Annotated in this window: 13 protein-coding genes; 5 read left to right on the plus strand and 8 right to left on the minus strand. The window is 43.3% G+C overall.

Annotated features, from left to right (window positions below; all coding sequences use genetic code 11):
* Positions 1–748 precede the first annotated feature (748 nt).
* Entirely contained in the window at positions 749–1,138 is a 390-nt protein-coding gene (locus Q0V21_RS28545) for a winged helix-turn-helix transcriptional regulator (RefSeq protein WP_079346536.1), read from the minus strand.
* Positions 1,139–1,350: 212 nt separating this feature from the next.
* Between Q0V21_RS28545 and Q0V21_RS28550 the strand changes: the two genes are divergently transcribed.
* Both Q0V21_RS28550 and Q0V21_RS28555 read left to right on the plus strand, forming a co-directional pair.
* Positions 1,351–1,938 carry an NAD(P)H oxidoreductase gene (locus Q0V21_RS28550; RefSeq protein ID WP_053780276.1) on the plus strand — a complete coding sequence of 196 codons (588 nt, stop codon included), beginning with the start codon at positions 1,351–1,353 and terminating at the stop codon, positions 1,936–1,938.
* A gap of 522 nt (positions 1,939–2,460) precedes the next feature.
* A complete protein-coding gene (locus Q0V21_RS28555; RefSeq protein ID WP_053780275.1) occupies positions 2,461–2,865 on the plus strand; it encodes a VOC family protein in 405 nt (134 codons plus the stop codon).
* A gap of 109 nt (positions 2,866–2,974) precedes the next feature.
* Here Q0V21_RS28555 and Q0V21_RS28560 read toward each other — a convergent pair whose 3' ends face one another.
* The 3 genes from Q0V21_RS28560 to Q0V21_RS28570 are packed head-to-tail and all read right to left on the minus strand — an operon-like array spanning position 2,975 to position 4,942.
* Entirely contained in the window at positions 2,975–3,169 is a 195-nt protein-coding gene (locus Q0V21_RS28560) for a hypothetical protein (RefSeq protein ID WP_301881746.1), read from the minus strand.
* Positions 3,170–3,195: 26 nt separating this feature from the next.
* Positions 3,196–4,068: a carbohydrate ABC transporter permease gene (locus Q0V21_RS28565; protein ID WP_301881747.1), complete on the minus strand. Its 873-nt coding sequence runs from the start codon at positions 4,066–4,068 to the stop codon at positions 3,196–3,198.
* A 16-nt stretch (positions 4,069–4,084) separates the two neighbouring features.
* Positions 4,085–4,942 (minus strand): ABC transporter permease, encoded by an 858-nt coding sequence (locus tag Q0V21_RS28570; protein ID WP_443146425.1) that lies wholly within the window; start codon positions 4,940–4,942, stop codon positions 4,085–4,087.
* A 276-nt stretch (positions 4,943–5,218) separates the two neighbouring features.
* On the opposite strand from Q0V21_RS28570, the gene Q0V21_RS28575 reads away from it, so the two are divergent.
* From Q0V21_RS28575 to Q0V21_RS28585, 3 genes are all read left to right on the plus strand, one after another.
* Positions 5,219–7,021, plus strand: a complete 1,803-nt coding sequence (locus tag Q0V21_RS28575; protein WP_301881748.1) for a sensor histidine kinase — start codon at positions 5,219–5,221, stop codon at positions 7,019–7,021.
* 231 nt (positions 7,022–7,252) lie between these two features.
* The gene (locus Q0V21_RS28580) at positions 7,253–8,863 is read left to right on the plus strand and encodes a response regulator transcription factor (protein ID WP_301881749.1); all 1,611 of its coding nucleotides are present in this window, start codon (positions 7,253–7,255) and stop codon (positions 8,861–8,863) included.
* Between the two features lie 104 nt (positions 8,864–8,967).
* Positions 8,968–10,650, plus strand: coding sequence for a type 2 periplasmic-binding domain-containing protein (locus Q0V21_RS28585; protein ID WP_301881750.1), 1,683 nt, complete (start codon positions 8,968–8,970; stop codon positions 10,648–10,650).
* Positions 10,651–10,750: 100 nt separating this feature from the next.
* Here Q0V21_RS28585 and Q0V21_RS28590 read toward each other — a convergent pair whose 3' ends face one another.
* From Q0V21_RS28590 to Q0V21_RS28605, 4 genes are all read right to left on the minus strand, one after another.
* Entirely contained in the window at positions 10,751–11,077 is a 327-nt protein-coding gene (locus tag Q0V21_RS28590) for a hypothetical protein (protein ID WP_301881751.1), read from the minus strand.
* A 39-nt stretch (positions 11,078–11,116) separates the two neighbouring features.
* Entirely contained in the window at positions 11,117–11,302 is a 186-nt protein-coding gene (locus tag Q0V21_RS28595; protein ID WP_301881752.1) for an aspartyl-phosphate phosphatase Spo0E family protein, read from the minus strand.
* 220 nt (positions 11,303–11,522) lie between these two features.
* On the minus strand, positions 11,523–11,747 hold the full coding sequence (locus Q0V21_RS28600; protein WP_301881753.1) for a hypothetical protein: 225 nt from the start codon (positions 11,745–11,747) through the stop codon (positions 11,523–11,525).
* Between the two features lie 99 nt (positions 11,748–11,846).
* Positions 11,847–14,231, minus strand: a complete 2,385-nt coding sequence (locus Q0V21_RS28605; protein ID WP_301881754.1) for an SEC-C metal-binding domain-containing protein — start codon at positions 14,229–14,231, stop codon at positions 11,847–11,849.
* Positions 14,232–14,336 lie beyond the last annotated feature (105 nt).

Genomic DNA, 14,336 nt, shown 5'->3' on the forward strand with positions numbered 1-14,336 from the left:
AATTAGACCTTTAAATTCACCGCTCACTGATGTAAGGGAACTGGAAAAAGTGAACAGCATTATGCCCTCATGACAAGATGGTCTCAATGCAATAAAAGTACAATTCTAAGCTAAGGTTTGAAAGAACTTGTGTTTCATATCTTTATGATTCCGTGCTGCCCATGCATGTAACTCCTCTAATCCTTCGGTCTCCTGATTTCTTTGGAAATAAAAGCATAAATCCATCGGCACTAACCGTTTTCCATAGAGTTTAAAACCTATCCGTTTGTAATTTACATAAATACACTCAATCTGGGATGCATCATATTTCCGATGTTTTGTAGAAATTACATGATCGCTTTCCAGCGTAATGCTGGGTTTGGTAAAAAACAAACGCCGAATCAGAAAAATGATATTACCTAGAATAAAGATCAATATAACGATCAGGAAATACTTCAGAATACCATTTTCGTCGAATATAACATTTCTGAAAAAAATAACTTCAATGGCTAGCATGCATATTAAATTCAGTACAGCTCTTGGGTAAGTCGTCGAATATGTGATAAGATATTCCTCCTATTCAAATTTCCTCAATCCGCAGCCATTTGGAAGGAGTCTTCTTGGCAAAATGCTTTTCAACAAAATGCAAAATATCATCGCTTCCGGCAATTTCGCTTCGTCAAACGTCATCCATGGGTAATCGCTATGTTCATGATTTAACTGGACAGGCTAGCTCTCGTCCAGATACCCTATCTTCCCCCCCCTCTCTTCAACGCTCTGGAGAGTCAAATTCCTCCAAAACTTTAGATTTATCCCCGTGAACCTTTTCAAGATGTTCCTCTCCCCAATAACACAAATGGTCCAGGGCAGGTTTTAACCCCCAGCCGTAAGTCGTTAACTCATATTCCACTTTAGGGGGAACCTCCGAATATACCTTTCGCTGTACAATCTCATCTTTTTCCAGACCTCTGAGCTGTGTTGTCAGCATTTTCTGCGTAATGTCCGGTATTAACCGCCGCAATTCTGAAGTACGTTTCCGCCCTGTCATCAAATGATAAATAATCAAAGGCTTCCACTTTCCACCCATCACTTCCAAAGCCACCTCCACGCCTACTCTATATTTCTTGGGAGAGCCCGTTTGTCCATGTTCCGTCAACATTCATCCCTCCTTCTCCGCTTCTTTTCGTTCCACTATTTAAACCCTATTTCAGTGGATCAATTCAGGGTACATTCATGTTCCTATGGCACTTCATTCTTCCTATAGAACATCAAAGTGCGTACTTCCAGATGTTTTCATTCCTGTTTATAATAGCATCAGCGATGAAGCCATGGCTACAAGACTGCTATTGAGAAAGGTAGTGAAATGCAATTATGAACGTATTAGTCGTTGTGTCGCATTCGAGAAAAGATTCCCTGACCTTTCAGGTTACCGATCGTTTCGTGCAGGGTCTGGCCGAGGCTGGTCACGGTTATGAGATATTGGATTTGCATGAGATTGGCTTCGACCCGATTCTCCGAGGCATGGATGAACCTGACTTTACCGAAGAACATCAGGTGTTCTCCCCTGAGATTGATACGGAGATGGAGCGATTGAAGAAGCACGATGCTGTCGCTTTTGTGTTTCCTCTCTGGTGGTGGCATCTGCCAGCCATGCTGAAAGGCTATGTGGATCGTGTCCTGAACAACGGGTTTGCCTACGGCTCGAACAAACTTCATCATCAGCAGATATTGTGGATTGCTCTTGCGGGCGTGACGGAGGAACAGATGCAAAAGCGCAACTATGATGAGTCGATCACTAATTTGCTCAATGTGGGTATTGCCAATTACTGTGGCGTGCCCCAGTCGAGCGTTGAATTTTTATATGAAACGCTGGATGCGAAGCCTGAGCATTACGAGACATTGTTGAAGCAGGCGTATCAGTTGGGACTGAATTATGGCAAAGATACTTCGACATTATAACGGTATTATGGCGCTCAATGATATTCCTGATATAAAGTCTGATGATCCGTTTCAAATTCTATATCTTCATGCCTCTTTGCGAAAATAAATCACGTTTACCAGCACGTTAACCTCTGGCGATGACAGAACATGCTATACCCTTTCTTCTTCGTAGCCACAGACCGTACCGAAATTGGATTCGTGAGGAAGCCAAAAAGATATTAAAACGCTACTGACATACCGTTGTCAGTAGCGTTTTTTTATAATCGGAGTAAGTAAACGTAAAGGAGCGAGAGATAAATGCGAAGTATGAATTGCATCGGCTGGGGACACTCTATGCATCAATTGAGCCGCAACTAGGCGTGGAAGGATGGTCATTAGACCAACAACTAGCGAACATCGGTCAACCCGCAAATTAGGCCTTCTAATGGGCTGTTTGATGCTTGGCTATTTGCTACAGCTACTTTGCCCCTTACGGAAGCTTCACTGGTTCTGGTCCAAAATGATGTATTGTATTATTTATTATAGGAAGGATGATATTTTGTGAATTTCGCTTCTGTACGCATCATTACCGACGACGTGGATCGTCTCGTCGAGTTCTATGAGAAAGTCATGGGTGTTACTGCTGAGCGCCCCGCACCCGTTTTTGCCGAACTCGTTGTGCCATCATGCACCCTGGCAATCGGCCACTCTCAGACAGCGCAACTATTCGGCGCTGGTTCCGTAGTGGCAGCCAACAATCATACTGTCATCATCGAGTTCCGCGTCGACGATGTCGAAGCCGAATACGCGCGCTTGAAGCCGTTTGTCGCTGATTGGGTACAGGAACCAACCACGATGCCGTGGGGGAATCGTTCTGTGCTATTCCGTGATCCCGACGGCAACCTCGTTAACCTCTTCGAGCCGGTGACCGAGGAAGCGATCAAACGGTTCAGTGGTAGGCGTTGACAGACATTTAAAGTGAGTGAGGCCTCAATTCAGGGAGTGGCAACGATTCGTAAAATATATTCATTGCCGTATTCCTCTAATATAATAAAGTTATCTTTAAATCAAGTCTTCAATCAACGAGCGCCTTTCTTGAATAAGAGAAAAGCGCTCGTTTTGCATTGTAGGATATGAGCATGGAGTTTTGAAGGTTTCTTATTCCACCATTTTGAGGGGATGGGTAAAGACACCCATTTATTGTTATTTTTTCATCAAAAAAAGAAGCCACCTCCCTGGCCTTCCACCAGTTCAGCAACTCCTTTTTCACAACCCTATTCTAACCCCTACATTCAACTACTCCTTCACAGCCCCAACCACGATCCCGGTTACAAAGTACCGTTGCAGGAACGGGTACACCAGCAGGATCGGCAGTGCACTGATAAATATCTGCGAAGCCCGAATGGTCCGTTGGGACAGGTTCGCAACAGCTTCCGGATCAAGCTTCGACATATCCGCCTGAACGATGATCGTCTGCATGAATGTCGCCAGTGGCAGCTTTTCTGCATCACGAATGTAGATGATCCCGTCAAAGTACGAGTTCCAATGTCCAACCATCATGAAGAGAGAAACGGTTGCAATGACGGGTACGGAGACGGGCAGATAGATTTTGATAAACGTCTGAAAGTGCCCTGCCCCATCAATAAATGCAGCTTCCTCCAGATCCTTGGGAACGGTACGGAAGAAATTCAGCAGCAGAATGATGTTGAACACCGCAACCAAACCCGGCAGGATCAATGCTAACAAAGTATTCATCAGTCCCAGCTTCAGAATCAGGATATACCCCGGAATGAGGCCACCGCTGAACAGCATCGTGATGACAAAATACCATAGATAGATGTTGCGTGCACGGAACACCCGCGTCTCCTTGGAGAGCGCGTATGCTGCAATCGTATTGACGATTAACGCAAGCCCTGTTCCCAGTACCGTCCGCTCTACGGACACCCACAGGGAGGAAAGGAAATTGCTGTTAGCGAATGTTTTCGCATACGCCTCCAGTGTAAAACCAATCGGCCAGAACGTAACGAGTCCAGCATTAGCAGGTGCAGTTGAGCTAAGCGATACCATGAGTAAGTGATACAATGGCAGCAAGCAGAGCAGTGAAAGGATGGTCAGTAACACATTGTTGATTATGCTGAATATGCGGTAAGGCATCGTTTTATGATACATGAGTTCGTCATCCTTTCTAGAAAATTCGGTATCCGGCGAATCGGTAAGCCAGTCGGTAGGAGATCACAATCAGGATCAAACTAATGACCGATTTGAACAGATTCACGGCGGTAGCGAAACTGAACTGTCCACTTAGCAGACCTTCTCTATACACAAACGTATCGATAATATCCCCTTGCTGGTAAATCAATGGACTGTATAAGTTAAAGATCTGGTCAAAGTTGGCGTTGAGCACATTACCCAGTGCCAGCGTTGCAATGACGATCCCAATCGGAATAAGTGCCGGGATGGTAATATACATCGTTTGCTTCCAGCGTCCCGCCCCATCCACTTCAGCCGCTTCATACAGTGACGGGTTAATGCCGGACAGTGCCGCGAGGAAGATGATCGTGTTGAATCCAAACTCCTTCCAGACATCACTCGCAATAATCGTGAATCGGAACCAGCTGCCATCCCCCAGGAAGAAGATCGGCTTGATACCGAATACCGAGACCAGGAACTGATTGACGATCCCTGTCTGGGCCAGAATGTCGATCAGAATGCCTGATAACGTTACCCATGACAGAAAGTGTGGTAGATACACAAGCGTTTGAATCGTTCTTTTCAGCGCCATCTTCCGTACCTCATTGAGTAATAAGGCGAAGATAAACGGAATGATCAGGTTCATGACGATCTTGGAACAGGCAAAAAACAGCGTATTCCACGTAATTTGCAGGAAGTAATCATTTTCCCACATGTATCTGAAATGCTTCAGCCCGACCCATTCGGAATCGAAAAAACCAAGTGCAGGTTTATAATCTTGAAATGCCATCAAAATCCCGGACATCGGAATGTATGAAAAAATAAAGACCATAATAGCCGCCGGCAACACCATCAAGTGCAGAATCCATGGTTGTTTATAGCGTTTTTTTGTTTTTCTGTTCGGCTTGCTCCCAATGTCCGCTTGAGGTACCCGGTTAGCTTCCATATTAGCCTCCATAGCGCGCTCCTGTTCCCAAAAAAAAGTTTTTGTGTGTAATGGGGATCTCTGATATAAATAGTATCAGGCATTTCTCAGGTCTGACTATATAACATTGTTAGGCTTGATAGTGTTTTGTTAGGAATATCATCTGAAGAGGTTGTTAACATAAGAATTTGAAGGAGACACTTTATGAATATATGGAAGCGCTTTATATCATTTGGAAGAACATCCAGATCCCGGTTTAGTCTGTTTGCCAAAATAAACTGTTTAATTGTGGTCCTGTTCATCCCCATTATTATCATGTATACCTACTCGAACAACGTCACTTATGATGTTGTAAGCAAAGAGCTACAGGTTTCCAATACGAAGCAGCTCACGTTTTTATCCAGTCAGATCGATTCCCGCATCAATCAGATGATGGATTTCAGTCTTATTCTCTCCAGAGATCCCAATGTCAGAGCATTCAATGGCTTGAACATTTGGAATGATCGTTATGACAAGATGCAGACCCGTTATGTCATTCAAGAAAAGCTGATGCTGCAATCCGGGGTTACCGATATATGGCCTACCCGATATGCGGTGCATTCACAGCAGAACCAAGATGTGATTGCCAACTACAATAGAACAACAGGGTATGATGAGAATTACCTGAAAAGAAATATGAGCGGACAATGGACGTATGGTGATGGTTCCGAGTCCAAAGAGGATATGCAATCTTTTTACTGGTTCTTTACGGATTCCTTGGCCCAGCCGGGCATGTTGACGGGAAGCAATCTGGTGATTGAAGCCAGCTTCAGTTATGAGAACATTCAGAACATGCTGGATTCGTATAAGGAAGGTGGGCAAGGTGATCCCTTCTTTTATCACAAAGGAAATTCACCCATTCTGAACCGCAGTGCAGACAAGCAACTATCCGAGGAACTCATTCGTTATCTGGATGAACACTCGTCCGAGGACACCACACAGGATGTCGTCAAGCTGAACGGGAAAAAGTATCTGGTTAGCTCGGTGAAATCCTCCTATCTGGATTGGCATTTGGTCGATGTGGTTCCACTCTATCAGATTCTACAGCCGATCTCGCTCAGTCGGAACTTGTTCTATCTCTTTATGATTCTGCTGTTTGTGGTGGGCATTTCCGCTTCGATCCTGTTATATAGAAACATTCAATATCCGATCAAAAAGCTGATCCAGGGCTTACGCCGCGTACAGCGCGGAGATTATTCCGTACGTCTGCATAGCAAGAACCAGAATGAGTTCTCGTTTTTGTTCCATCGATTCAATGATATGTCACATCAGATTCAAGACCTGATCGAGAACGTGTTCCAGGAAAAAATCAGAGCCAAGGAAGCTACGCTGAAGCAACTTCAGGCGCAGATCAATCCGCATTTTCTATATAACTGTCTTGGCTATATCATCAACATGGCCCAGATGAAAGACGAGCAAGCCGTTGTTTCCATGGCCCATAACCTAAGTGCCTACTATCGTTATACGACACGAGTGGAGCGAGAGACATCTTCTCTAAAAGAAGAAATCAATCTGCTCGTCAACTATTTGGACATCCAGAAGCTGCGTAATGGACGAATCGAATATCACATCGACATCCCTGAGGATATGCTCGCCCAGTCCGTACCACGATTAATGCTGCAACCGATTGTGGAAAATTCGGTCATTCATGGCGTGGCGAAGTCGTATTCATCCGGTGAAATTCGAATTACTGGCGAGAGCTCGAACGGGTTCTGCAAAATTTACATCGATGACGACGGACCCGGCTTGAACCCGGATCAGTTGGAGGCGTTGAATCTGAAAATGCAGCAGCCGCTGCAGGAGGAAATGGGCTGCGGCCTCTGGAACACGAATCAGCGAATCATGCACCTGTTCGGCAATCAATCCTACCTTCTATTCGGTCCCTCCCCTCTCGGCGGATTCCGAACCGAAATGATCTGGGAGATACCGAAAGAGGATACCGAGCGAGAAGATGTTTCTAAGAGTTAAAGTTAATACAAACAATAAATTGACGATTTAATTTTGAACAAGATCACGTACACGATAACGCAGAGGACAGAAAAAACCTGAAGAAACGGAGTGCTCGCCTTTATCACCAGATTTACACATTATAAAATTCATTCAATAAATCCGGGGGTAACAGCGATCGGAAGGTTATTCTGTCATCGAAGTGGCAAGTGTACAGATGTCTGCGTTCAACCACTAAGGAGACAATACAACATGCAAATGATCATCGTAGACGATGAAGCACACTGGGTAGATAACCTTTCCATGACCAAGCCCTGGCATACGCTGGGGATCGAACAGGTGCACAAAGCATACTCGGCGCACGAAGCACTTCAACTAATCGATACCCACCCTATAGATATTGTGATCTCGGATATTCAAATGCCTGAAATGACTGGTATTGAACTGATCGAACGGATCAGAGTCCGTGACAAAAAAATAAAATGCATTCTTTTATCCGGACATTCCGAATTTGATTACGCCAAAAAAGCCATCCAGTTCGAGGCCGTTGATTACTTGCTGAAACCGCCAACAGACGATGAATTGATGGGTGCCGTTCAGAAGGCCATCGATCAATTAAACACCGAATGGGAACTCGTAAGCTCACTGAAACGAACCCAGTTTACCCTGCGGGAGAATCTGCCGCATTTGCGGGGTCGACTGCTCCTTGAAGCTTTGCAAGGACATCGAATTGCCTCCAGCGAATGGGCACGTAAACTTGCGAATTACGATCTGCCCTTCTACGCCGGGGATTGTGCATTAATGCTTGTACGTATGGAAGAAGAATTCGGACAATATGACAACAACGATCAAACCTTGCTTGAATATGCGGTCATCAATATGGCGGAAGAGATTATGGGTGAGTTTATGGAAGTGTGGGGCGTGAAGGAGGAGCATGGATATCTGGTATTTCTGCTTCAACTGAAAGAGAACGATACGGACATTGGCAAAGAAACCATACTGGAGAAGCTTTCCGTACAGCTTCAGTCCAAAGTTAAGCAGTTCCTGAAGGGGTCCCTCTCCATCGTCATCACCGAGTGGTTCGCGTTTCCAGATCAGCTATATGATCGTTTTCGGCAAGCCTCCGCTTATTTCCGGCAAATTGTCGGCGACGAGCGTGAATTCGTCATGCGGGTCAGCGACGTGGAGACTCCGTCGGCACAAGGTCCGCTGGATGTCCTGTATACCCCACCCACTTTCATTCATCTGTTAGAGAGTGGTCAATGGGATACGGCAGAAGAAAAAATACTAGCCGTCTGTGCGGAGCTGGATGAGAAATGGTCGGAATCGTGGGAGCATTGTATGGAGGCTGGTTTTCTAATTACGGCTTCGTTCACCAATCTCGCACACCGGAACAGGCTGACTTTGGCCAATTTAATGGGAGACGATATCGAGTGGTTGCAGAGCGGAGAAGCTTTTACCACCATCAGTAAACTGCGCAAATGGTCGCTCAGTGTGCTTGGCAAACTCAAGGAAGGCACGTCCAACGAGATCAAGGACATCCGTTCCGAATATGTGAAGAAGATTCAGGATTTTACGGATAAGAACCTGCATCTGGATGTTTCTTTGCGTGTACTGGCCGACCATGTTAATCTGCATCCGACTCATTTGTCCAAGATTTATAAGATCGAAACGGGCGAAGGCATCAGTGATTATATCTCGCGCCTGCGCATGGATCGGGCCTGTCACAAGCTCGTTACGACCACCAAAAAAGTATATGAAATCAGCATGGAGATTGGATATATGGACCCGGCTTACTTTATCAAAGTGTTCAAGCGCCAGTTCGGCGTCACGCCGCAAGAGTACCGAGACCAGCATAAATAACATAATAGAGTCCTATCGAAACTAACAAACTCATATAGATGCCCTCCCGTCCAAATTGGTACAGTTACACTTGTAAAGATCATACATCGTAGGGGGATTGAACAATGATCAAATTCAAAACATGGTGGTCACTGCTCATGGTTATCGCGCTCATCACGATCACTGCGTGCGGCAGTGGCGATACAGCCAGTGACAATGGTACCAAAGATGATACACCGGCGACCGTCGGTTCAGCTGAAGCAGAAGCTGCTTTTGCTAAAGGAAAATACGACCCACCCATCGAATTCAGTTCGGTATTGATGCCGAAGAAATACGTGCAAGGGGATACCAAAGAAAATAACGTTCACGATCGCTGGATGCTGGAAACGCTGGGTATGAAGCATAAAGATACCTGGTATCCGGCCAATGACGATCAATACAGACAAAAGCTTCAACTGGCTATCGCCTCTGGCGAGAAGTTGCCTGATTTTGTAACCGTACCCACCAATGCGGTATTGACCAATCAGTTGATCGACTCCGGTCAATTCATCGCGATCGATGAGTTGTTCGACAAGTACGCAAGCCAGACCCTGAAAGATCACGCAGCAGCACATCCTGAGCTATGGTATCCGTTCACCAAGGACGGCAAGAAATACAACATGCCGATCATGGAGTACACCGATAACGACGATACGCTGCTCTGGCTCCGCGAGGATTGGATGGAGAAGCTGAACCTGGAAGCTCCCAAAACCATCGCAGACCTTGAGAACATCATGGACAAATTCAAAAACGAGAACCCGGACGGTCTGTCTCCAGACAAAGTATTCCCGCTGGCGATCTCGCTGAAAAATAACACCAACACCTGGATGGGCCAACTCGACTGGTTGTTCGGGGCATACGGCACAATCGAGGAGCAATGGAACAAAGACGCAAACGGCAATCTGGAGTACGGCTCCGTTAACCCGGGTGCGAAACAAGCACTTGCCAAGCTGGCTGAATGGATGAACAAAGGTTATATCCACGCCGACTCCGCCCTGTGGGACGAAGGTAAATCTGCTGAAAGCTGGACGAAGGGCCAAGCAGGCATTCTGCCTGGCGCAAACTGGGTACCCGACTGGCCTGCACCTGACCTGCTGAAGAACGTACCTGGCTCAAAATATAAAGCTTACCCTGTTCCAGCTGGCCCAGACGGCAAGATCGGTACGAAGTGGCAGAACTCTGGTGTCAACGCAAGTATCATGATCAACAAGGATGCGAAGCATCCAGAAGCCATCTTCCTGTACTACAACTACTTGCTCGATAACCTGGCTAACCCGGCTGCGGGCAGTGAGTATGAATACGGCTTCGCCAAAGGTTACGACTGGGATATCATTGACGGACAACCGACCAGTGACAAAGAGAAGATCAAAGACTTCTCCAACGAATTCCCGTTCCTGACCGGTCCAGCACGTATCCCGGATCTGTACATGAAAACACTCGTGAAGCTGGCCAACGGCGAGAAGCCTGAAACACCTTACGAGAAACAAATGGCCGAATTCCGTAAACCGGAAAACTGGTATGCAGGTAAAGTCGTTATGTCTCAGATCGACATCCGTAAACAAAACTACTTTACTGGCGCTGCAACGCCAACCATGGTCTCCAAATGGAACCTGCTCCGCCAGTCTGAGATGGAAACCTTCAACAAAATCATCTACGGCCAACTGCCGGTTGATGCCTTTGACCAATTTGTCGCCAACTGGAAATCCAATGGCGGTGATCAGATCACGCAAGAAGTGAATGACTGGTTTAAATCGGTAAGTGCGAAGTAAGATTTGGATTTTGGAAAAGTAGAGATTATAAAAACAGCCGAAGCGATAGTTACACGCTTCGGCTGTTTTTTTAGGTAGAGATTGAGGTCGCTCCCCTGTCTTACGGGTTCGCGTTAGAGGGTTGATGAGCCTTTGTATTGCTCTCCTCCAGCATCGACTGGTCCAGTAAGGATACTGTGAGCTGAACCCCATCCCTCAGCCCTTGCATATACAACCGCTCATTCTCTATTCCTTTACTGAGAATGTATCGGCTCTCCCACTCAGCATATTCAGGTGTTTCCTCGATATCCTTGCCAGCAAACAATCCTTCGAACGCTTCGTCCTTTTCCTCACGTACACGACTCAATTCTGGGTCATGCTCGATTCGGGCAGATACTTCATCTAGCCTCGCCTGAATCGCTTGTTCCAACCACGGTGGAAAATTCATTGCTTCTCCTCCCCTATGCATTAATATGTACCTCACTCATCATCGTACAACTCGGCTATGTCTCGCCTTCATTTCACTCACTCGTGCCACCAGTTCATCCACCCTCCGGCTCTGTTCCTGAACCTCCGGATTGTCCCACAACGGAATCGCTTGCTTCAAGGATGCCTCTCCAAGCTGATTAAGCTTGCGCCGTTCCTCTTCCAATAAGTCAAGCAACCGGCTCATACATCCACCTCTCTGATGGGTCTAAACTACGCCATGTCTTGTTAAGACTAGACGTGAGCAGCCATTTTTAATGCGATTATCTATACCCAATGTTGTATACTAATACTTTCGTCTAATCCTAATTGTAAGATAAACTGTGATTTCTATAATGCGGAATTCGAATTAAAAATGAAAAAACACCGATATAAACCTTCGGTGTCAAAACTTCGTACCTTATCCGCTAAAACCACGATTTTTCACGTTCTACAGGTCTTGTATAACGCTCGCATTCGATAATAGCTTTAAAACTTACAGATAAGGCCATGACTTTAGCCATAATATCTATTTGATATTCTCCATTGTTGGTCTGAACTTTTTGGTTATGAAGTATTAAGTAATCCTTAAGATCTTCAGCCTCAGCATAAGCCTTCAACACATCATGTTTTTTTCCATCACCTAATTTCATTTCTCTGAGGCCATCATGGCGTTACTTCTTTTTAAAGCCTCAGCGAAAAAAGAGAAACATGTCCTTGCTCAAGAAACTATTTCATCGGATAATGCCGTGTTATGTGGTGTTCTGACTCGTTAGTTTATGATTCTTACAACACTTTTTGTATTTTTTCCCGCTTCCACAAGGGCAAGGTGAATTAAGCGTAACGTTCTTGTACAATTTCTTACCTTCTTCTGAATAATTAAAAAAAAGTTCCATTTCACTTATTTTTCCTGATAAGTATTCAGTAGTGTGTGCTACATTCATCATTTCATTCGATATTTTCTTGAATTCTATATCTAAGTTAATACTGGGGTTAGAATCGTGCTCTATAATTATATTTATAGCGGTATAAATATTTTTGAGAATTTGAATTACATGACGAAATAACCTTGGTTCACTCGAATACTCCAAGTATTCACCTGTAATCATTTCAACATATTTTATTTGATCAATTGCTTCTACAAATCCAGCAGTATAAACTTTCCCAGTTCGAATAATTCTTTTTTTCTCACTATTAATTTCTTCCAAGATAGGAAATATGAACTGAAAAATACCGAATAAGAATTTATCATCGTTCTTCTTCTCTACTTGATAAGGCTCATATCTGCTTTGAATTTCAGTAGTGTACATAGACAGTAATACCCAACAATTTTTTTTGATTCCGTTTTCATTCATTGAGTTTAGAATATAGTCCGTTCTGACTTTAATATGCCCAAATTTTTCATCTTCTTGATCTCTCAATTCAAGTTTAACATTGGTTAAATGAGGTTTTGCCTGAACTAATGGCGCAAAAACCGCTAGAATCGACTCGAACGAGAACTGTTCAACTTCTCCAATATACACACCAGATAATTCCATTACGCTGTCATTTTCACTCTCTTGGTCTATTACGATACCAAATAAGCCTAATACAGCGTATGCTCCAAGTGATTTGTTTGTCACTTCATCTTCTGCTAAATAGGAATCTACATTATCAATTCGATACTTATTGTTAATTAGAAAAACCGTAAATGCTGCAATCGAAGAATACACTGTCTCAGATAGTAGATTGATTTGGTTGAAGAATTTATCAAAACTATACTCTTTAGTGGAGATAGTTTTGGTTTTCTTTTGTCTATTCCTAAGTATTACCCTTTGATTGTCTATATCTATATCATAATCTACATGCGCTTCAGAATGACGTATGATACTATCTACACCTTCAACAAAGTAATTAAGCTTATAATTTGTTAGTGATGCAAACTGACCACAAATATCACCAAATCCTGTCCATTCAATTAATTCATCGATATCAAAACTCTTTTCCCTATCTACGCAACTTGCTAATAACAAAAAAATCATGGAATCACGATATATCCCCTCGCATAGATCTTTATACCACTTCAGTCCATTTGTCATAAGAACATCACCAGAAGGATTATGACCAAAAACAAATCCAATTGCTATTGAAAGGTCACTTAACTTTTTAAACATATACTTGTATTTTGCAGTGTATCGGCTAAGAAACTCACAAACTAAGCTATTATTCTTTTCAAAAGCTTTCTCATAGGTTTTGTATGCAATACTTACCTTCCTAAAGAAACTTTCATCATCAAAGGCTATAGTACCAACATACTTGTAGATAGATAGTTTTAATAAATCATCATTTGAGTAGTGTTCTTTATCTCTAGATAAAATTGATCGAAAATAGTAACTTGTTTGCTCGCACACATCACTAATTTTCTCTTCAATCGTTCCTTCATTGGAGGTTTGCCATACCATTCCTAATATAGCAGAGTGGTTTAATTCACCATTCTGAAACAAATCAGTTACATTTTCGATATTGCGAGCACCAAATATATTTGAAAGTATTTTTAATTCTTGCGCTGAATTATCCAACTTCACTTGTGAAATGTCTTTCAATTTCATAGCATGTTCAATGTTCAATGCAATAGTTGACATGATTAGTTCAACGACGGATTCCTTATAAGCAATAACCGTAAGAAGAAGCCTTTTGTGAATATTTCTAAAAACTTTAGTAGGCTCAAATAAAGTGACCTCACCTAATAGAACATATAATTTAATCAAAAATGTGTTTATGTCATTAATAATTTGATTAGTTTCAACTAACTTAATACCCTCCTGTGTCATATTTATTGAGTAGAAAATGTCAAACCTTAATTCGTTACTTAATATACTAATATACTCCGAAACTTTCTCCATTTCATTCTCATAGCAATTCTTAGTTCTTATACCCTTTCTAATAGCTTTTTTTAGATCTTTATATTCCAATTCGCTATTTTCAATGTATGATACTACATTGTCCAATAACAATTTGCGAGATTCTACATACGGATCATCAGATTGTCGTTGATCCTCAAGTGATATATTACATTCCTTACATACATCATTTGTACATTCATTTAGGTGCCCATTAGCACATTTGATAGCAAAATAATCTAATTCTATATTTATCAAAACTATCACCTCTTAACATAGCTTAGAATTCTAATCTCATCCAGCGTCTCTGTTATCGCGCCCCAGCATATACTGGGTGTCTGGGGAAACCAACCAAGCGAATGA

Source organism: Paenibacillus sp. 11B (assembly GCF_030487755.1).
Taxonomy (GTDB): Bacteria; Bacillota; Bacilli; order Paenibacillales; family Paenibacillaceae; genus Paenibacillus; species Paenibacillus vandeheii.

Coding starts and splice junctions, on each gene's coding strand:
- Q0V21_RS28580 (WP_301881749.1), top strand. CDS start 7,253: ATGCAAATGATCATCGTAGACGATGAAGCACACTGGGTAGATAACCTT.
- Q0V21_RS28545 (WP_079346536.1), bottom strand. CDS start 1,138: ATGTTGACGGAACATGGACAAACGGGCTCTCCCAAGAAATATAGAGTA.
- Q0V21_RS28570 (WP_443146425.1), bottom strand. CDS start 4,942: ATGGTGTTGCCGGCGGCTATTATGGTCTTTATTTTTTCATACATTCCG.
- Q0V21_RS28565 (WP_301881747.1), bottom strand. CDS start 4,068: ATGTATCATAAAACGATGCCTTACCGCATATTCAGCATAATCAACAAT.
- Q0V21_RS28590 (WP_301881751.1), bottom strand. CDS start 11,077: ATGAATTTTCCACCGTGGTTGGAACAAGCGATTCAGGCGAGGCTAGAT.
- Q0V21_RS28595 (WP_301881752.1), bottom strand. CDS start 11,302: ATGAGCCGGTTGCTTGACTTATTGGAAGAGGAACGGCGCAAGCTTAAT.
- Q0V21_RS28550 (WP_053780276.1), top strand. CDS start 1,351: ATGAACGTATTAGTCGTTGTGTCGCATTCGAGAAAAGATTCCCTGACC.
- Q0V21_RS28575 (WP_301881748.1), top strand. CDS start 5,219: ATGAATATATGGAAGCGCTTTATATCATTTGGAAGAACATCCAGATCC.
- Q0V21_RS28585 (WP_301881750.1), top strand. CDS start 8,968: ATGATCAAATTCAAAACATGGTGGTCACTGCTCATGGTTATCGCGCTC.
- Q0V21_RS28600 (WP_301881753.1), bottom strand. CDS start 11,747: ATGAAATTAGGTGATGGAAAAAAACATGATGTGTTGAAGGCTTATGCT.